The 21,064-nt window shown below is 43.0% G+C and carries 15 protein-coding genes; 6 read left to right on the top strand and 9 right to left on the bottom strand.

All coding sequences use genetic code 11. The annotated features are described in order from the left end of the window. Window positions 1-7: 7 nt before the first annotated feature. Window positions 8-1,090, bottom strand: coding sequence for a linear amide C-N hydrolase (locus NXV01_RS00780; protein WP_148365382.1), 1,083 nt, complete (start codon window positions 1,088-1,090; stop codon window positions 8-10). A gap of 209 nt (window positions 1,091-1,299) precedes the next feature. After that, complete coding sequence (locus tag NXV01_RS00785) at window positions 1,300-1,620, bottom strand: multidrug efflux SMR transporter (RefSeq protein WP_259021540.1); 321 nt, start codon at window positions 1,618-1,620, stop codon at window positions 1,300-1,302. 310 nt (window positions 1,621-1,930) lie between these two features. Here NXV01_RS00785 and NXV01_RS00790 point away from each other — a divergent pair, with 310 nt between their 5' ends. The 4 genes from NXV01_RS00790 to NXV01_RS00805 all read left to right on the top strand — a co-directional run bounded on the left by NXV01_RS00790 (window position 1,931) and on the right by NXV01_RS00805 (window position 4,951). Beyond that, complete coding sequence (locus tag NXV01_RS00790) at window positions 1,931-2,083, top strand: hypothetical protein (protein WP_167511788.1); 153 nt, start codon at window positions 1,931-1,933, stop codon at window positions 2,081-2,083. Between the two features lie 232 nt (window positions 2,084-2,315). Beyond that, window positions 2,316-3,806 carry a group II intron reverse transcriptase/maturase gene (gene ltrA, locus NXV01_RS00795; protein ID WP_258978446.1) on the top strand — a complete coding sequence of 497 codons (1,491 nt, stop codon included), beginning with the start codon at window positions 2,316-2,318 and terminating at the stop codon, window positions 3,804-3,806. Window positions 3,807-3,973: 167 nt separating this feature from the next. Then, window positions 3,974-4,546, top strand: a complete 573-nt coding sequence (locus NXV01_RS00800; protein WP_074557505.1) for a Crp/Fnr family transcriptional regulator — start codon at window positions 3,974-3,976, stop codon at window positions 4,544-4,546. 21 nt (window positions 4,547-4,567) lie between these two features. Continuing rightward, a complete protein-coding gene (locus NXV01_RS00805) occupies window positions 4,568-4,951 on the top strand; it encodes an MmcQ/YjbR family DNA-binding protein (RefSeq protein ID WP_148365754.1) in 384 nt (127 codons plus the stop codon). Between the two features lie 103 nt (window positions 4,952-5,054). On the opposite strand, the gene NXV01_RS00810 is transcribed toward NXV01_RS00805, so the two are convergent. Genes NXV01_RS00810 through NXV01_RS00820 form a run of 3 tightly spaced genes read right to left on the bottom strand, consistent with a single transcriptional unit; the run spans window position 5,055 to window position 10,506 of the window. Beyond that, window positions 5,055-6,305, bottom strand: a complete 1,251-nt coding sequence (locus NXV01_RS00810) for a TolC family protein (protein ID WP_259023410.1) — start codon at window positions 6,303-6,305, stop codon at window positions 5,055-5,057. Further along, on the bottom strand, window positions 6,283-9,390 hold the full coding sequence (locus NXV01_RS00815; protein WP_217721304.1) for an efflux RND transporter permease subunit: 3,108 nt from the start codon (window positions 9,388-9,390) through the stop codon (window positions 6,283-6,285). Before NXV01_RS00815 ends, NXV01_RS00810 begins: the two co-directional genes overlap by 23 nt. 6 nt (window positions 9,391-9,396) lie before the next feature. Beyond that, window positions 9,397-10,506 (bottom strand): efflux RND transporter periplasmic adaptor subunit, encoded by a 1,110-nt coding sequence (locus tag NXV01_RS00820; RefSeq protein WP_259023411.1) that lies wholly within the window; start codon window positions 10,504-10,506, stop codon window positions 9,397-9,399. A gap of 300 nt (window positions 10,507-10,806) precedes the next feature. On the opposite strand from NXV01_RS00820, the gene NXV01_RS00825 reads away from it, so the two are divergent. Next, on the top strand, window positions 10,807-12,936 hold the full coding sequence (locus NXV01_RS00825) for a cation:proton antiporter (RefSeq protein WP_148365758.1): 2,130 nt from the start codon (window positions 10,807-10,809) through the stop codon (window positions 12,934-12,936). Between the two features lie 58 nt (window positions 12,937-12,994). Here the strand turns inward: NXV01_RS00825 and NXV01_RS00830 are convergent, their stop codons facing one another. Further along, the gene (locus NXV01_RS00830) at window positions 12,995-14,302 is read right to left on the bottom strand and encodes a hypothetical protein (protein ID WP_195649980.1); all 1,308 of its coding nucleotides are present in this window, start codon (window positions 14,300-14,302) and stop codon (window positions 12,995-12,997) included. Between the two features lie 223 nt (window positions 14,303-14,525). Here NXV01_RS00830 and NXV01_RS00835 point away from each other — a divergent pair, with 223 nt between their 5' ends. Next, window positions 14,526-15,371: a hypothetical protein gene (locus tag NXV01_RS00835; protein ID WP_259023412.1), complete on the top strand. Its 846-nt coding sequence runs from the start codon at window positions 14,526-14,528 to the stop codon at window positions 15,369-15,371. Window positions 15,372-15,414: 43 nt separating this feature from the next. On the opposite strand, the gene NXV01_RS00840 is transcribed toward NXV01_RS00835, so the two are convergent. The 3 genes from NXV01_RS00840 to NXV01_RS00850 are packed head-to-tail and all read right to left on the bottom strand — an operon-like array spanning window position 15,415 to window position 21,045. After that, window positions 15,415-16,776, bottom strand: coding sequence for an efflux transporter outer membrane subunit (locus NXV01_RS00840; RefSeq protein WP_259021542.1), 1,362 nt, complete (start codon window positions 16,774-16,776; stop codon window positions 15,415-15,417). Window positions 16,777-16,788: 12 nt separating this feature from the next. Beyond that, window positions 16,789-19,932: an efflux RND transporter permease subunit gene (locus tag NXV01_RS00845; RefSeq protein ID WP_259021543.1), complete on the bottom strand. Its 3,144-nt coding sequence runs from the start codon at window positions 19,930-19,932 to the stop codon at window positions 16,789-16,791. Between the two features lie 9 nt (window positions 19,933-19,941). After that, window positions 19,942-21,045: an efflux RND transporter periplasmic adaptor subunit gene (locus NXV01_RS00850; RefSeq protein WP_148365765.1), complete on the bottom strand. Its 1,104-nt coding sequence runs from the start codon at window positions 21,043-21,045 to the stop codon at window positions 19,942-19,944. Window positions 21,046-21,064 lie beyond the last annotated feature (19 nt).

A 21,064-nucleotide genomic window follows, 5' to 3' on the forward strand; every position in this document is an offset into this window, starting at 1 on the left:
CCATCTTTTACCGGGGAATCTTAACCATTTCAACCGGCTGCTCCTGTATCTTATCCAACGGGTGTGACTGATATCTTACCTTTGAGAAATCAATAGCCTTTAAATCGATGCAACGTATCGAATTGTTATAGGCCGTTTCATAATAAATCTTCCGGTTCGTCAGGTCGATAGCCGAGGTCCATTGCGTAGCACTTGGAATATCAGGAATATCCCCCTGCGAATGTTCTATACCGATAGGAACATCAAAATTGTTAAGCAAGTGGAAACATTGCTGCACGGTATCAAAGCCTGTAGCACGTTGAGGAGCTGTCCCCCGATAAAAGGCAGCACGTACAAACCGAGAAGGAGGCGTGGCATCGCCCGGAATGCCGAGAAAACCGGAGTTACCACCAGTCGGCTGCAACGTAATACCGCTCAATTTTTGCACGGAAGCGTCACCCGGATGAAGATTGACGTAGTTGTTCAAATTAGTAAGTTGCCATTCAAAGCCGGGGGCATTCGTCAATACCCCTACTTCATTCTCATAAAAATGCGGCACACCACCTACAATTTCCAACACAACCTGACGTCCCGACGGTTCACCGATACGCCAGTGTACTACCGCTGTCTTTTCCAGCCCTACGACACGTACAGAAGAAAGGGCTGCCTTCACCTCGTCAATAGTGGAAAACTGCGACAACAGCCACCCCGCCACTTGAAGGTCTGCCAGTGTCCGCTGGTTCTGTGCAGCATCATACGTCTCATAACCACCATAGTGAGGAAAGAAAAATAGTCCGGCTGAAAGTCCTGCCTCATTGATTCCTTCGGCAATAAACTCTTTTTGCACAACAGCCAGACCGACCACCCCATATTTTGCCGTAAACGTCAGTCCATTGACACCTGTAGGAGTGAATGACGTGAGCTGTTGGCCACGTGGAATAATCACATATTCGCTTTGCAACACACCGCGCGCCCATTCAATCGTACGGGCTTGCACATAACTGCCGTCACGGGATGTCAGCGAGATTCCCGTACAAGCTACAGCCTGAAAAGTGCTGCCACATACGGCGGCAGCAATCCCTAACAATAAGTTCTTTGTCATCTTCATCATTATTTATATATTTATCGCTAAAAACTCAATACTGTATAAAGACAACAAAATATGGGTTATTTTAGTTTGCAGATAAATGCGGCATATTGAAACGTTTTTGATCGCCATACTCTGGATGGTGTACCAACGTTCGGTTTTAGGATTATAATCTTCCCAAAGATGAACACCCGTGAGCTTACGGTCGGCATCGAGCAATTGCGGTTTCGGGACTACATCAGTTTCAATCCTATGATTGAAAGAATCAAAGTCGTCATAAAAAACAAACGCCCCAAAGTGACCGGTTCATGGAAAAACAGAATACCGATCAATACGGTTCCCACTGCCCCTATTCCCGTCCAAACAGGATATGCAGTGCCGATGGGTAATGTTTGCGCAGCCTTTGCCAACAGGTACATACTTAAGGTTACAGAGATTACAAACCCCGCTCCCCATAAATAAAAGTCAGCACCCGTTGCTCCTTTTATCTTACCCAGACAAAAAGTGAAGCCGACTTCAAAGAGTCCGGCAATAATCAATATTATCCAATTCATATCTTTCTATTTTAAAATCAGACTGCAAAATTAGGCAGACAGCTGGAGCTTTCACTTTACATTTGATAAGAAATGACTGCATAAGAGTATGAACAATTCCTCTTTCCTAATCTAACTTTTTGTATTTTTGCAGAAAATGGTGCGACAAGAAGTCGTACAAGTAATTGTTCAGCATAATGTCTGAACCTGTTGTTCCGTCAACAGTAGCCTAAAGAGGCGTGCTTTACGAGTAATTGTTTGGTGCGAAGCCCTCTTGACAATATGGTTCTATGCAGAAATATCCAATGTATAGGCTGTTAGGCTGACCGATATGAGTAACGTATGTGAACCGCTGCACCATCGTAACAAAAGAATAGCTTACGGATATTTACAAGCTATAGCCAAAATGGCGGGCAGTCAGGATAGTTCTCTCTTTTTCAGGACTACACGGATGCAGCACTGCCGGTGGATGGGCGGACTTTAAGTCGGTCGTAAGTTACTTGTACGGAACTTGGTAAGCCCGTATCTCTCCTGTCCTTTATCGGACAGGTAAGCCAATCGCAAGAGAAGCCGAATGATGTGCGGGTAAAGGATTGCGGAGAAAGCGAACGCTTCCGTGTAATGCGGAAGATAGAGGTTTAAACGTCACCTCATGCGAAAGCAGGCAGACTTCCGCAGGGTAATTCTTTGTGAAACGATTGTAGAACTTTAACGAAATGAAGAAACAGCAAAGGAGCAAGGCGAAAGCCGAGTGTGCATCTTCAGCCGAGCGTAACACAACATGGAAAAGCATTGACTTCTCCAAATGTGAACGAAAGGTCAGAAAGCTGCAAGTCCGAATAGCAAAGGCTCATAAAGAAAAGAGGTACAACAAGGTTAAAGCCTTGCAGCACCTGCTTGTCACTTCGTTCGAAGCCAAGGCATTGGCAGTAAGGAAAGTGACCTCCAATAAAGGTAAACGCACGGCAGGGGTTGACCACATAAAGTGGGATACCGATGCCAATAAAATAGAAGCTATACGTTCTTTGACACGGAGAGGATATAAAGCCCTCCCATTGAAAAGAGTTAACATACCTAAGGCAAACGGCAAGACAAGACCGTTGGGAATACCGACCATGAAAGACAGAGCCATGCAGGCACTGTATCTTATGGCATTGGAACCCATAACGGAAAGTGAAGCGGATGCAAACTCTTACGGATTCAGAAAGTTCAGAAGTACGGCAGATGCGATAGATGCGCTTCACAGATGGCTAAGCAGGGATTGCTCTCCCGAATGGATATTGGAGGGAGACATAAAAGGCTGCTTCGACCATATCAGCCATGAATGGCTTCTCGATAACGTACGAATCGACAGGCAGATATTAAGAAAATGGCTGAAAAGTGGAGTTGTATTCAACAGACTGCTTCAACCGACTATTGAAGGGACACCACAGGGCGGCATTATTTCACCGACACTTGCAAATGCAACTCTTGACGGCATGGAAAGGATGCTCAAAGAGAAGTACAAGGCAAGTTATGTCAATGGAAAACTTTACTGCCCCAAAGTCAATCTCGTAAGATATGCGGATGACTTCATTGTCACTGCTGACAAAAGGAAAACGTTACTTGAAATAAAGGAAATGTTGACAGTTTTTCTAAAGGAAAGAGGACTTACCCTATCCGATGAGAAGACACTGATAACACATATCAGTGACGGATTTGACTTTTTAGGTTTCAATGTCCGGAAGTACAACGGCACATTGTTAATAAAGCCGTCAAAGAAAAGTCAGAAACGTTTCACTGACAAGCTGCATGAGGTTGTGCTGACCAAAGGTAAGGCATCATCCCAGCAGGAGCTGATAGAGAAACTCAATCCTATAATAAAGGGATGGGGTAACTACTACAGCCATGTGGTATCAAAGGAGGTGTTCTGCCGATGTGACCATATCTTAATAAATCAACTTAAAAGATGGTCATATCGCAGACATACCGACAAGTCAAGGAAATGGATAAGGAAGAAGTATTTTATCCGAAAAGGTGGCAGAAATTGGATTTTCGGTTTTGAATATGTATGTGGAGAAATAAAGGATAAGTTCACATTACAGCAACTGACAGAAATTCCAATCAAGCGACACACAAAGATAAGATGCGAGGCCAATCCGTTCGACCCATCATGGGACGAATACTTCGAAAGGCGGAAACTCAAAAGTGCCCGTCAACGTGCGTGAAGAAAACTTTATCGGAAACAAGTCATCGCAAGATGATTATGAGCCGATTTAATTTTATGAGAATTAAATTTAGAATTATCGGAGCTGTATGCGGTGAAAGTCGCACGTACAGTTCTTAATGGGGAAAGCGGCAGCAATGCCGCCGACCTACATAACATTCATGTTATATGGATATACACGAGATTATCAATAAGATATACCCGATACCGGAAGCTTCGATGGATAAATTGACAAAGCATCTGTCTAAAGTGACGTACCCCAAAGGGTATCATATACTGGAAGCCGGTAAAACTGAAACGAATATCTTTTTTATCGAGAAAGGGATTGTCAGAGCTTATATTCCTGTGGATGGGAAAGAAGTTACATTCTGGATCGGGAAAGAGGGTGCTGCCATTGTCTCGCTGAAAAGTTATGTGGATAACCAGCAGGGATATGAATCGATGGAGTTGATGGAAGAGTCGGAGTTGTATTTACTGAAGCGTAAAGACTTACAGGAATTATTCAAAGAAGACATTCATATCGCCAACTGGGGACGTAAGTTTGCCGAATCCGAATTCATGCAAACGGAGGAAAGACTTATTTCCCTATTATTCACCAATGCATCCGAACGGTATATGAAGCTGATCCGGAACAATCCGGAGTTATTGCAGAGAATGCCATTAGAATGCCTTGCTTCTTATCTGGGAATAACTCCGGTAAGTTTGAGCCGGATCAGGGCAAAGCTGAAACGAATGCTCTGAAAAAGAACAAAGAGGGAAATCATGAATATAGAGGAGTATAGAGACTATTGCCTGTCTGTTAAAGGAGCAACAGAATGTATGCCGTTTGGTGAAAATGTCCTGGTTTTTAAGGTCATGGATAAAATGTTCACTTTTGCCACATTACAACCAAAGAACGGAAGATTCTGGGCTGATATGAAATGTGCTCCTGATAAGGCAGAAGAATTAATAGAACAGTATAGAGATATTTTTTGGGGACCATTTTCTGATAAGAAACATTGGATAACCGTATACTTAGAGGGAGATGTGCCCGACAAACTTATCAAAGAACTGATTAATCATTCGGTAGAAGAAGTCATCAAGAAGTTGTCCAAGAAAAAACAGGAAGAATATTATAGAATATGCGAAAGATACAGAATGCCATAAACTCTCGTTGGCAGGTATCAGAATTACAATTTAGTATTCTAACAATAAATATCCGGTTCTACTGTCATTGCAGAATGTAGAACCGGATAAGAATCCTCCCTTTTCAGAAACGTATGTCCCAAATGCCACAAGCCTTTTCCAGTTCTACCAACGAGACAGCATATCCTTTCATCGTTTCAAGATATTCTTGCTGCACTTCATTATAAGTACGCTGGGCGACTAATACATCCAAAATGTTGGTTTCACCACGTTTGTATTTATATACCATCCCATCCATTACTTTTTGAGCATCTCCAAGCATTCCCGACTTAAATTGAACCACTTTCTTTTTCTCTGCTTCATAACTGAACCACGCCTGCATAATCTCTGCCTGTATTTGTTGTTCTATATCTTTCTCCTGAATTTCGGACTGGGAAATACGAAATTTAGCAGCCTTAACGGCCCCTTTATTGATATTCGAAAAAGCCAAAGGAATAGACACTCCTACCGTAGCAGAACGAGCCGATGGAAAAAAACGATTCCAGTCTTTTTCATAAGAAACGGACAAGCCAATATCCGGGCGGCGTTCTGCCCTCGTCAGTTTATATGCACGGGAAGTAACTTCCGTATTTTTTTGAGCCGTAAACAAATCTATACGATTATCCAGACCTACTTTAATCAACTCCGAAAGATAAAACTCACGGTTTAGTTCATCCCAATGACCTAACGGAATATAAAGAGTGTCCGCAGCCATCCCCATCTGTCTATTCAGCACGACCAATGCCGACTGATAGGCAGCTTCCTGACTATAAACCGCATTGAGCAAAGTGACAGCTTCCAACTTTGATTGCCGGGCATCATTCTCTGTAATCTCTCCCGCCACATAACGTAAACTATCTGACTGGCTCAATTGCAACATATACTGGTAAGAACTTTGCTGTACTTCAAGCAACTCTCTTTGAAGAACTGCCTCCAAAAAAAGACTGGCAGCTTCGGCCCTCAAATTCTGAAATGACTGTTCCAGGATTAGTTTTTCAAGCTCCATCTGACTACGTGCCAACTTTATCCGTGCCCCTCGTTTGTTTCCTAATTCCAGTGAATAGGAAAGCCCTAATGAAAAAGTCTCATGACCGGCTTCAAATCCCACTTCCGGATCAGGAAGCACTTTTTGCGCAATCATCTCCGCATCAGCTATACTTACATTCAATTTCTCTGCCAGATAGTTTAGATTACCTTCCCCTACCCGTTTCAGATACTCATCGAGAGAAATACTCTGATAGAGAGTACTGTCCGGTATTTGCGCCACTGCATGAACAGACATTGCTTCCACAAGCAACAAAAGGAGCAAGATATTAAAGTGTATATTCCTTCTCATCATTCTTCTTTTTATTTAAAACGTTATTCTCAATCAGATAGTAAAAAACCGGAAGCACAAACATAGAAATGAGTGCGGAGAACATCAATCCATATACAATAACCGTTGCCAAAGGACGTTGCACATCACTCCCGATTCCAGTTGCCAGAGAAGCGGGAAACAGTCCGAGTACCGTAGTGACCGAGGTCATCAGAATGGGACGGAACCGTTGACGTGCCCCTTCAATAACAGACTTCCGAAGTTCCATTCCTCCTTTACGCAAGTTATTTATCTGAGATACCATAATAATTCCGTTTTGAATGGAAAGTCCGAACATGGCAATAAAGCCCACGGCAGACGATACATTCAATGTCATACCGCGTACATTGAGCGCAAGCATTCCGCCAAAGAGCGCCAAAGGCACGATGGACAATACCAGACCGGCTTGCCGGAACTTACCGAACGTTGCATAAAGCAAAATAAACATACACATCAGCGTCAACGGAAGAATGACAGAAAGACGGGTATAAGCCCTGTGCTGGTTTTCGAAAGCCCCTCCCCACTTGACTGTATATTTGCTTTTATCATAGTTCACTTTCGCATCGATCACATTCTGCGCTTCTTTTAAGAAAGAAGCCAGATCGCGTCCACGCAGATTCAACTTTACCGTCAGGTGACGTCTGTTCATTTCACGAGTGATCGTACTTTCTCCAACACTCAACTTCACTTCGGCTACCTGCGAAAGGGGTATTTTAGCTCCGGTAGAAGAGGTCAGCATCAATCCGGCTATCTTTTCGGGTGTATCCCGCATTTCTTCTTTATATTTACAGGTAATGTCATACTGACGGTCTCCCTGATAAAGCTGAGCAATAGCTTTCCCTCCGATTGCCACCTCTATCAAATCAGCCACATCAGACACGTTCAGACCATATCGGGCAATCGCATCCCGATTCATAATGATTTGCAGTTGAGGTAATGGAGGTTCCTGGTCAATATCCAGATCAACGGCACCTTTCACCGTTCCCAGCGCCCGGGTGATTTCTTCCGCAATACGACGTGTTTCCCGAAAATCCTCACCATATACCTTTACAACCAATTCACTATGCGCACCGGCTATTTTATCCATCACCCCATCTATCATCGGTTGGCTGAATCCGACCCTAAAACCGGGCAGTGTCTTATATTCTTCTTCCAGTTCATGAATCAAATCTTGCTTGGTCTTTCCCTTCGGCCATTCATCATAAGGCTTTATCCCGATAGATACCTCAAAATGCGAAGGGGTGAACGGATCTGTACCATCGTCATTTCTCCCTGCCTGAACCATGATATAAGTTACTTCGGGATACTTCATCGTACGGAAACGAAGGGTATCGGACATCTCTCTCGATTTCTCAACAGAAATGCCGGGAGGAAGATTCACCTGCAACCAGATCGAACCCTCATCCAATTCAGGAAGGAAATCTTTCCCTACAACACCACTTAACAAGCTACCTGCAATCAGAATCAAACATGAAAAGAGTATGGTCTTTATTGGTTTTTCTATGAGTTTCACTATTGCGCCAGTATATTTCTCCTTCAATTTTTCCAGCCATTTATTCTTATAGACCTTGCGCGGCTTACGATAAATAGCATAAGCCAGTCCCGGAATCAGCAGAAGAGCAACCAAAAGTGCTCCGATCATTGCATAACTCATCGTAAATGCCATAGGAGTAAACAGTTTACGTTCCACACGTTCGAAAGCGAATAATGGCAAGTAGGCTGTAATAATGACTATGGTGGAGAAAAGAATCGGGCGTCCTACCTCTTTGGCTCGTTGTGCGATACTTTGTTCTTCGATGTACTGTTCGGGATAATCCTCACGTTTCTTGAGAATAGTTTCCAGCATAACAATGGCACCATCTACAATGATTCCAAAATCTATGGCTCCGAGTGACAGAAGATTGGCAGGGATATCCGTAAGATGCATCAGGATAAAAGCGATAAGCAAGGATACCGGAATGGTGATTGAAACCAGTAATGCTCCACGCCAGTTGCCCAAAAACAAAATAAGCACAATAACAACCAATGCCATCCCCATTAAGAGCGTATGGGAAACAGTATCCAAAGTTGTATCCACTAGGCTGGTACGATCCAGAAAAGTATGTATACGCACCCCTTCCGGCAAAATTTCATGATTCAATTCATCCACTGCTGCATGAATGCCATCCAATACCTTAGACGGATTTTCATGTTTCAGAAGAAGCACAATCCCTTCCAAACTTTCCGAATAATCACGGGTACGATCGGTATATCCCAATACACCTTTCCTCTCCAGATTACCGTATTTCAAAGAGCCTATATCATTTAAAAAGACAGGAACTCCGGAAGTTGTAGTGACCACAATATGCCCCAAATCGTCCAGATTCTCTATCAAACCTATACCGCGTACCACATACCCCAGATCTCCCCTATTCAATATGCTGCCTCCCACATTGGCATTGTTATTTTCAATAGCCTCAATAACCTGACTAAGGGATAAGTGATATTGTTCCAGTTTATAAGGATCTATTTCTACTTGAAACTGGGTGGTGATACCTCCGAAATTTGTCACATCCGCCACTCCTGAAACTTCTTTGATACGGGGAATAACCACCCAATTCTGGAGGTCGGTCAGTTCACGAAGTGAATGTTGGTCACTTTCTATAATATAACGGTAGACTTCTCCCACAGGTGACGTCAACGGATCGAGTCCGGGGACTGCCCCATAAGGTAGTTCCACTTCATTCAATCTTTCCTGTACCCGTTGACGGCTCCAATAATCTTCTGTCCCATCCTTGAATACAATCGTAATCATAGAGAGTCCGAACGTACTTTTGCTACGCATAACATGCATACCGGGCAAACCGTTGATGGCACGTTCCAAAGGAATAGTGATCTGTTGTTCCACTTCTTCGGCAGCCAGTCCCGGCACTTGGGTAACAACCTGCGATGTGACATCTGCAATATCCGGATAGGCTTCTATCGAAAGTTGCGTCCATGAGTAATATCCGAACACACACATCATCACAAACAGACAAAGCATGATCCATCTTTTCTGTATAATTGAAAGCATCAAATCCTTCTTCATAATCTCCTATTTTAAATAATATCCTCCTTCACTGATGACTTTATCTCCCGGATGCAATCCCTCATTTATCACAGCAAATCCACCTTTGGTCGCTTCTACCTTCACCGGTGTTCTTACAAAGATATCCGGAGTAACCTGCACATACACATAACTGTCTTTCTCTCCCTGCAACAATGCGCTCTCCGAAATCTGAATCTGTTCAATAGGAGCACTAAGAAAATGGACGGTAGTATACATACCCAATTTCAAATGTTTCTTCGAATTATCACAAACCGAAAGTACTTTGATAGACCTTGTATCTTCGTCAACCGCCTCTTCCACATGATAGACGTTACCTTTAATCACCCTCCCCGGTAAGGCCGACACTTCTATATCCAGACTACTGCCTGCATTGATAAACCGAATGTCTTTTTCTTTCACTTGGGCGGCAATCCATACTTCCGACAAATCTGCCACTATCGCAACAGGTTCGATATCATCTTTCAGGTATTGTCCGGTCACAATATTATTCTCTATAATTTCGCCCGAAATAGGCGAACGCACCACAAGGGGCTGTCCCAGTGTCATATTCTCCGGATACTCTACCTGATATACTTCCAGTGCAGCAGACGCATTTTCAAACTCTTTGTCGGCAATAAGCAAAGCATTTTGTGCTTCTTCCAGTTCTTTCTGCGAACTAACTCCGTTCTTTATCAGGTCTTCTTTGCGCTTTAAATCTTTCTTAGCCAGCTCACGTGACGATAATGCCTGGAAGTATTCTTTTTGTGCCGTAGTAAAATCCGGTGAGCTGATTTCAAACAAAGGGGTTCCCCGGTTCACCTGTTGTCCGATTTGTATATACGATTTTGTAACTCTTCCTGCAAAAGGGGAAGCAATGCAGGCATAACGGGTAGGAATAGGACGCACCACACCGGAAGTTATCACTTCTTTGGAATAAGGTTCAAGTCTGGCCTCAGCCACTTTTATCTTTTCAGATAAAAAACGGTCTGTGATCTGCACTGTGTCACCTTCCATACGATAACCACTCTGTTGTTCTTCCTTTGATTTACTCTTGCATGCGGTAACTAGCAATACACCGCAAATTAAAAGCATTTGCAAATTTTTCTTTTTCATCATCATCCATAAAAATATTGTTAGCATTCTTTTTCGGATGCAAAGGTAAGTGAAGGTATTCCGGAAGCCTGTTAGAGATTTGTTAGAACGCTATTAGAATTTTATTAGAGTCATGCTATCGGTATAGCCAATCTCTTTGCTATATGCGGTATTGCAATTGTGATAACAGGGACACTCGCATTCTTCATTCCATCGATCATGAATCTGAAGAAAAAATAAATGACTAATTTTATTAACTAATCCTTTTTTAGAAGCTTTTTTTTAGGTTATTTTGCGGAACAAATATCACGAACTTGTCAAATTATGGATTGGATTGGCCTTGATTTAACATTCCCTATCACCGACCCTACATGGATATTTCTCCTTGTACTCCTAATTATTTTGTTTGCTCCGATATTATTGAATAAGCTGCGCATTCCTCATATTATCGGTATGATCCTGGCGGGATTGGCTATTGGCGAACATGGATTTAATATCCTGGCACGTGATAGCAGTTTTCAGTTATTCGGCAAAGTCGGGCTTTATTACATCATGTTTCTGGCCGGTCTGGAAATGAACATGGGGGATTTCAAAGAGACGCGAAACAAAGCATTAGTGCTGGGATTACTGGCTTTCATCATTCCCATCGGGATTGGGTTCGTGGCAAATATATCTTATCTGAAATACGGTGTAATCACTTCTGTACTGCTAGCCAGTATGTATGCCTCCCATACGCTCGTTGCCTATCCCATCGTCACCCGCTTCGGTATATCCCGCCATCGTAGTGTAAGTATTGCTGTAGGAGGAACGGCCGTGACGGATACGCTCACGCTGTTAGTACTAGCCGTTATAGGCGGATTATTCAAAGGAGAAACCGGTGGTTTATTCTGGATTTGGCTAGTAGTAAAAGTAATCTTTCTAGGAGCACTTATCATTTATTTCTTCCCACGCATCGGTCGCTGGTTCTTCCACCGATACAATGACAACGTGATGCAGTTCATTTTTGTGCTTGCAATGGTCTTTTTAGGAGCAGGACTGATGGAACTTGTAGGTATGGAAGGTATTTTGGGAGCTTTCCTCGCTGGATTAGTACTCAACCGACTCATTCCGCACGTTTCTCCATTGATGGATCATTTAGAGTTCGTCGGTAATGCCCTCTTCATTCCTTATTTCCTTATCGGAGTAGGAATGTTAATCAACCTACGGGTTATTTTCGGACATGGGGATGCTTTAAAAGTTGCTGCCGTAATGATCACCATGGCACTGACAGGCAAGTGGATTGCTTGCTGGCTGACACAAAAGATATACAAGATGTCTGTTCTTGAACGAAATCTGATGTATGGTTTAAGTAACGCACAGGCAGCAGCCACATTGGCGGCCGTATTAGTCGGATATAACATTATTCTGCCCACCGGCGAGCGCTTGCTGAATGATGATGTACTGAACGGCACAGTCTTGCTTATCCTGGTCACTTGCGTAGTGAGCTCACTGATCACCGAACGGGCAGCCAGAAAAGTGGCAATGGATGACTCACTATCGGAAAATGAATCTTCAAAAGAAACAGAGAAGATTTTAGTATCCATAGCCAACCCGGACACTATCGAGGACATGGTGAATCTGTCTCTAATCATACGTGATTCTAAATTGAAAGATAATCTACTGGCCCTCAATGTAATCAACGACAATAATAATTCCGATAATCTACGACTTCGAAGCAAATATTACCTGGAAAAAGCGGAAATGACAGCAACAGAAGCAAATGTACCACTGAAGAAAGTCACACGGTATGATTTGAATATAGCTTCCGGCATTATACATTCAGTCAAGGAAAATGAGATTACAAGTATTATCACCGGTCTGCATCGTAAGAAAAATATCACAGACTCATACTTTGGAATACTTGCCGAACATTTATTGAATGGATTAAACTGTGAGATAATTATCTCTAAGTTTCTAATACCAGTCCATACAATCAAACGAATTGTCATTGCCGTCCCTCCTAAAGCCGAATACGAATCCGGTTTTCCTCATTGGATGGAACATTTCTGTCGAATGGGAAGTACCCTCGGATGCCGGGTACATTTCTTTGCCAATGAAAAAACGACCATACGCCTGCAAACGTGGATAAAGAAACGGCATAAGCAGACACTTACCGATTTCTCCCTTTTGGAAGATTGGAATGACTTGCTGGTGCTGACGGGACAAGTAAGCTACGACCATTTATTAGTTATTATCAGTGCACGACCGGGAACTCTCTCTTACGACAGTTCTTTTGAGAAACTACCGAGACAGCTTAGTAAGTACTTCTCCAACAATAGCTTAATCGTATTATATCCTAACCAATCGGGAGAACCATTAGATACTTCGTTCTTCTCTAAACTATACACTGATACCGAAACCCGGCATTATGAGAAGGTGGGTAAATGGTTTTACAGGTGGTTTAAGAAAGACTGATATTTCATTGTGTCTCCCTTGTTAAAATTACAGGCTGCTCATACAAAACAAGAACAGACTAATTTTGTATAGTTGTCAATTTTCCATTCTCAAAATACAAGTATTGTCCCATTCCATATACCCATTGTTCATGTGTCCCCCATGCACCGGTAGTCTTATTAATACCACCCGAAGGATGCCCCCATGATTCCAAAACCATCGCCTTAGTCATCCCAATGCACACTTGGCCTTTTAATATCAAGTCCGCCGTAGCTTTTCCGTATTTCTTATATAATTCTTTAGTTCTCTGTTGTCTTTTTATACTGGCTAACTTCTTTGCCTCTTCTTGTGCTAACTTTTCCTTCATCAATAATTCCTCTTTAGCAAGTCTTTCTCTTTCCATTGTTTCCTCATAAACGTCTGCTTCAACAACATCCAAATTATAGAAATACATCTGAGTCATTCTTTTCTGATTATCAAATATGCTTACTTCGTATGAAAATAGAGATGGACTCTCACATAATGGCATTATCAAATCGGCACTATCATTCTTCAGAACAAATGAAGGAACCATATAAGTATCTTCACTGCCTGAATAGGCTATTTCCATACATTTATATTTATTAATCGGATGAATATTTTTAATGTATATGTCTTTATTCAAATACAACTGTTTCATTTTATCCATAAATCCTAATACAATGACAGGATAGTGTTGCCTAGTATAATTGAATCCATCATACTCACCACGTTTAGCATACCAATAAAGAGTATCACCTTCTTCAGACTGTAGTGCAAAAATTGTGTTTTTTTCAACTCCGGCATCAGACAGCTCTATATCTAAAATTTTAAAAGTCCTGCCTTCTATCTCATTATAAGGTGTGAAAATGCCATCATGTTTTTCCATTGAATGATTCGTTGCTCTATATATTTCAAATGGAAAAATCCTATATCCTTGTTCAAGTATATCGTGAAAAGAAGCACATAAAGTAACATAACCATCCTTCACCAACTGAGGTTTATATCTCTTGGAGGTTATTTGATTTAATTTATAATCTTTAGGTTTAGGGTTAGATCTTTTTTTTCGCCAAATAGTGTCAATGGCAACAACCTGCTCATTAGAAGTTAGAAAATTAGCATAATACTTAGGTAGTGATTCCGAAGAATTTGGATTCCGGGGATAGAACAAAATACTTTGCCCAACAAATTGTTTATAATAGGAAGCATCTTTATAAGGGCGTATATTAGTTAACGAATCATATTCAACTACCACAGCCTCCTTTTTATCTTTTTTAGGCACACTAGTATCAATCATTTTCATATTCTGAGCATAGGAAACAGTATAGAGCGTAAATACAATGGCAGATAGCAAGACTTTCATTTTCATAATTCTTTGTTTTATTTCTACAAAGCTAACTAAAAATACAATTTGTCCATAATGATTTCAGATAAAAAGTACCCTTTTATTTTCCCGTATTATCCTATCTGTTTATATTTGTAGAATTATGTAATTCACAAAGAACATTTAAAGAAAGGAAGCACCATGCCAAATTCCGAAGCTATTGGTGCGACTTCGATTCATGAATTGGTTAATTCCTAAATACACCGATATGGCAACTTACACTCATTTCGCAAAACAACCCGATGTCTTGAAACATCTGATACTCTGTGAAGTACTCAAGAATGAAACTCCGCAAGTATATGTAGAGACCAATTCGGCATGTGCCATCTATCCGATGACACAAACCCCGGAGCAGCAATATGGCATCTATCATTTCCTGGAGAAAGCAGATGAGACCCCATCTCTAAAAGATTCTATATATTACCAACTGGAAAGCGGAGAGATGGCAAAAGGAAATTATTTAGGTTCACCTGCCTTGGCTATGAATGTATTAGGGAAGCAAGCAAAAAGGTTTGTATTCTTTGATTTAGAAAAGAGTGCACTGGAGAATGTGGGTACCTATGCCAAACAAATCGGATCAAGTGCCTCTGTAGAGATACATCATGCCGACTCTTCGAGAGGTACCATAGAGCTACTGCCTTCACTTCCCACATCCTCTTTCATCCATATCGATCCTTACGAAATAGACAAGAAAGGAGATTCTGGAGTAACCTATCTCGATGTCCTGATACAGGCTACTCTATTAGGAATGAAGTGTTTATTATGGTATGGATTCATGACCGGAGATGATAAAGCATCTTTGGACAACTATATTACATCCAGTCTGGAAAAGGCCGGCATCAAAGATTACACAGGTGTAGAGCTTACCATGAATTCAATAAGGAAAGACAGTGTATTATGTAATCCCGGCATTTTGGGAAGTGGTATTCTGGCGACCAATTTATCCCAAACCTCCACAGATATAATCCTTGATTACAGTAATCAACTGGTTGATATATACAAAGATGCTAAATACAAAGATTATGATGGAAGTTTATATATTCAGCATCTTTGATATCAACTTACTAACAATTTTATTTTAATCCATCTACTATCAATCAGTATCCTCCTCCCAATGCATGATAAAGATTAATAACTCCCTGTATTTCATCAAAACGATTGGAAGCGACGGATAATTCCGCCTGCAACAGAGTCTGACGAGCAGTAAGTACTTCCAGGTAGTTTTGCGAACTGTGCCGCATCAACAGTTCGGAACTACGCACCGCGGACTGAAGCGAAGTGACCTGCTGTTTGGAGAGTGCCAAACGGCCTTGCGCCTTCTGCCATTGCACCAACGCATCGTTTACTTCCGTTCCTGCATCAAGCAAACTTTGGCGGAAGGTGAGTAACGCCTCTTCCTGTTGTGCTTTCGCTACTTTCAGATTAGCAATATTCTGCCCGCGATTGAAAAGTGGCTGAACCAATGAGCCGACAGCGGAAAGCAACCACTGTCCGGGATTGGTTACAGCGCCACCTGCCGAGTTTGTCCATCCTGCGGAACCACTCAACATGATAGAGGGATAAAAAGCAGAACGTGCCTGATTCGTTGCATAAAAAGCCCCAGCCAGTTCAGCTTCCTTTTGACGAATATCCGGACGACGGTGCAACAGTTGCAACGGCACTCCGGTTGAAAGGGATTCCGGGAAACGCTGGTTGTCAAGCGTAGAACGTGTTATCAACTGCGGAGCCATACCCAACAGAGCGGAAAGAGAATTCTCCATTTCACTGATTTGCTGTTCAATAGAAAGTACGGAGGCATCTACCGATAGCTTGCTCGCTTCTGTTTGGGCAACAGCCATTTCCGTCGTTTGCCCGGCTCTTTTCAATGCTTTCATTGCACGCAGGTTCTCATCCCATGTTTCAGCCGTGCGACGGGTGATATCCAATTGCTTATCAAGCATCAACAGGGTATAGTAACTATTGGCAATCGTTGCTACCAGTTGTGTCTGTACCGCTTGCCTATAGGCTTCACTCTGTTCGAGGGCGGCTTTGGCTCCTCGTTTGGCATTGGTCAACTTTCCGAAAATATCCAGTTCCCAGTCTGCCGATGCTGCCAGATCATAGGTCTTGGAGGTTTTCGAACCATCCACGCTACTCAATGTTCCTTGCGGAGTGAGCGATACAGAAGGCAGATAAGCCAACTTGGAAGAAAGCAGTAATGCTTCTGCTTCTTTCACTTTCAAACGGGCGATATTCAAATCGGTATTATTCGCGATACCCGTTTCAATCAGTTGTTGCAGTTGCGGGTCGGTAAACAGTTCCTTCCACGAAAGGGAAGCAATGGAAGCGGTATCCGCTGCAACCACCAGCTGTCGGTAAAGACTGTCGGTAACCGTCATATCCGGACGTTCATAAGTCCGGTACACATGACAACCGCTCAATCCGGCCGACAGGAATAAACATATTATTATCTTTTTCATACACTTCAACAATTAAAGATTCTCCAACTCTTCCGGTTTACGTGCCGGCATCAGTTTTTCCTGAAGATACTGGAATACGATAAACAATACAGGTACGATAAACAACAGAGCAACCGTACCGATCAACATTCCACCTACGGTTCCTACACCGATGGAAATATTACCGTTTGCTCCTACTCCCGATGCAAACATCATCGGTAGCATACCGAATATCATCGTAAGAGAAGTCATCAGAATTGGACGCAGACGGACTTGTGCAGCCGAAACAGCCGCTTGTGTGATTGTCATTCCCTGACGGCGGCGTTCGGAAGCATATTCCGTAAGCAGAATAGCTGTCTTCGACAACAAGCCGATCAGCATAATCAAACCTGTCTGTAAATATATATTATTCTCCAGTCCGAACATCTTGGCAAAAAGGAAACTTCCGGCAAGTCCGAATGGTACAGAAAGAATCACCGCAATCGGAATGAACAAACTTTCGTAGAGCGCACAAAGAATAAGATAGATAAAGACTACACAGATGATAAATACCAGTGTGGTGGTATTCCCTGTGGAGGATTCTTCACGTGACATACCTCCGAACTCAAAGCCATAACCTGCCGGCAACACTTGTTCCGCAACTTCACGTACCACCTGAATAGCTTGTCCGGAACTGTAACCATCTGCCGGAGCACCATTGACGGAGATGGCAGAGAACAGATTGAAACGCGTCAGCGACTCTGCACCGTAGACTCGTGTCAAAGTAAGATACTGACTGACAGGAGACATCTCTCCGTTGGAATTGCGGACAAACATATTATTCAATGCTTCGGTATCCAAACGGAATTCCGGTGAAGCCTGCACCATTACACGGTAAAGTTTGGAGAAACGGTTCATATTGGATGCATAGTTACCACCGATATAGCCGGACAAAGTACTCAATACATCCGAAGGTGACACTCCATTCCGCTTACAAAGGGCGGCATCCACTTCTACCAGAAATTGAGGATATTTTGTATCGAACGAAGTCGAAGCACGTCCGATTTCAGGCCGGGCATTCAACGCGTCAATCATCTGACGGGTGTATTTCAGCAAATCTTCTACCGAACCGCCTTTCTGGTCCTGGATATAAATTTCAAAACCACTACTTACCCCATACCCGGGAATCATCGGTTGTGCAAAGGCCATAATTTGCGCAGAAGAAATGTCATCCGTACGCCGGTAAATCTCGTTAATAACAGCATTGATACCGTCTTCCTTTTCCGTACGTTCATCCCACGGTTTCAGACGGACGATAAACATACCGTTCGATGCTCCCTGACCGCTTATCATACCGTTACCCGTCACTTTAGAAAACATTCTGACTTGCGGTATGTCATGAATACGCTTATCTATTTCGTCCATTACACATTTGGTTTCTTCCAGACTGTTTCCGGGTGAAGTACGCACATCTACAAAGATAGTTCCCATATCCTCTTGAGGAACCAACCCGGTCTTGGTGGTTTTCATCAGAAGGAACAATCCCGCACAAGCGACTAACAACAATGCTCCTGCCAGCCATTTACGCTTCAACATGAAAAATACGCCACTCTTGTATTTCAGTACCAACCGATGAAAAGCACTATCAAATGCCATGTGGAAACGGGATGAGAAACTCAACTTCTCCCCTTTCGCAGCCTCCATGTGCGGTGTCATTATCAGTGCGCAGAGAGCGGGACTTAAAGTTAACGCGTTAATTAGAGATATTGCTACGGCAACAGCCATGGTCAGTCCGAACTGGGTGTAGAACGTTCCGGTAGTTCCTCCCATAAAACATACGGGAATAAATACCGCCATGAAGACAAAGGTGGTAGTTACCAGTGCCGAGGTAATGCCCCCCATGGCATCAATGGTGGCCCGGTAAGCCGATTTATATCCTTCATCGAACTTTGCCTGCACCGCCTCCACCACAACAATAGCATCATCCACCACCGTTCCGATAACCAACACCAGTGCAAACAACGTCAACATATTCAGACTGAAACCTGCGGCATAGAGAAAAGCAAAAGTACCCACAAGGGAAACGATGATAGAAATGGCCGGAATAAACGTAGACCGCAAATTTTGCAGGAAAACGTAAACCACAAGTACCACTAACAGAATGGCTTCAATCAAGGTTTTGATCACATTCTTAATGGATGCATCCAAAAAATCTTTCGAACTCATCAGGTCTACCAGCTCCATTCCTTTAGGCAATCCTTGAGCAATCTCTGCTGTCACCTTATCTATTTCCTTAATAATCTCATTGGCGTTCGAACCGGAAGTCTGCGCAATCATACAGTTGGAACCGGGATGCCCGTTCACTTCACCGATGTATGTATAAGAGTTGGCACCCAATTCGATACGTGCCACATCTTTCAGCCGTAGCACCTCGCCTCCTGCCTGCGAACGGATTACCAGATTGCCATAATCCTTTTCTTCTTCATAACGTCCGCGATATTTCAATACATACTGAAAAGTATTCTTCGATTCGGCGCCAAGCGTTCCCGTAGGGGCTTCCAGATTCTGTTCGTCAAGTACCGTCGTGATGTCGGACGGAACCAATCCATATTTAGCCATCTTGGCAGGATCGAGCCAGATACGCAACGAATAGTCCGCTCCCATCACATTCACCTCACCCACACCGGCAATACGTGAAAGACGGGGTTCGATATTGATTTTCAGATAGTTATTCAGAAAGCTTTCATCGAACGTGTTGTCGGGGCTATACAATGCCAATGCTTTGATATTACTTGTCTGGCGCTTACGGACGGTGATACCGCTGCGAGTGACTTCTGCCGGTAATAATCCTTGTGCCGTAGCAATACGGTTCTGCACATTAACTGTCGCCATATCGGGGTCGGTCCCTTGACGGAAGTAAATGGTGATTCTCGCTGAACCGTTATTGGTAGAGGAAGAGGTCATGTACATCATGTTCTCTACCCCGTTGAGCGCTTCTTCCAATGGCACGACTACACTCTTCTGTACTGTTTCCGCATTAGCACCGGTATAGGTAGCGGAAACACTGACGGTAGGAGGTGCAATTTCAGGAAACTGTTCAACAGGAAGCTGCGAAAGTCCTATCAATCCGATGATAAGAAAAACGACCGAAATTACTCCTGCGAGAATAGGCCGGTCTATAAATGTTCTGATTTTCATAACGGCATCTTATTCTTTAGTCGGATCACTCTTGATTACTGTTCCCTCACGCACCAGTCCGGCACCTTCGGCTATAATAACATCACCCGGCTCAAGTCCTGTTTCAACGATATATTCAGTACCGTTATTCAACCGGAACACTTCTACCGGGGTTGATTTCGCTTTACCGTCGACCACTTTATATACAAATATACGATTCTGCAATTCGTAAGTAGCCGCTTGCGGAATAATGATACATCCTTTCTTTATAGTAGGAACTACTACTTTACCACTTCCACCGTTACGCAGGAACTGGTCGGGGTTGGCAAAAACAGCCCGCAGTCCAACAGCACCGGTTCCTTCATCCACCGTACCGCTGATAGCGTCTACCTTTCCGGTATGGGAATAGGTTTTTCCATTGCTCATAGTCAGTTCCACTTCGTCCATGTTTTCTATCGCTTTTTTAAGTGAGCCATATTGTTGTACAAAGTCGAGTATCTGATTCTCCGTCATGGAGAAATAGGCGTATACTTCGCTGTCGTCCGAAACAGTGACTAACGGCTCGGTGATACTGCTGCTCACCAACGCCCCTACCCGATAAGGAATCATGCTGGCGACTCCGTTCACCGGACTTTTCACTTCGGTATAAGAAAGGTCATTGCGCGCATTCACTTCCTGTGCCTTAGCCTGTGCCAATGCCGCTTCTGCCGCCGCTTGTTCATTACGGGCTGTTTGCAGATCGAATTCGGACACAATCTGTTCTTTGTAAAGTTCAGCTTTACTATCTGCTGTCAATTTAGCAGTGGCAAGCTTGGCTTCCGCGCTTTTTACATTGGCAACTGCTGTTTCCAACGCTGCTTTATAAGGAACCTGGTCGATAATGAAAAGTGTCTGCCCTTTATGGACAGGATCCCCTTCATTGATACATATTCCGGTAATAATGCCACTCACCTGCGGACGAATTTCAACATACTGCCGCCCTCGTAACGTAGCTGTATAATCGGATTTTAAAATCTGGTCACTTTGTGTTACGGTAAGTGTTTTGTACGTGGCCTCTGCCTTTTTCTGTTGCGAACCTCCACAAGCACATAACAGAGGCAAACAAACCAAGGCAAAAATGATTAGTTGTTTCATTGTAGCTATATTTAAATGA

The organism is Bacteroides sp. BFG-606 (genome assembly GCF_024788145.1).
Classification (GTDB): Bacteria; Bacteroidota; Bacteroidia; order Bacteroidales; family Bacteroidaceae; genus Bacteroides; species Bacteroides vicugnae.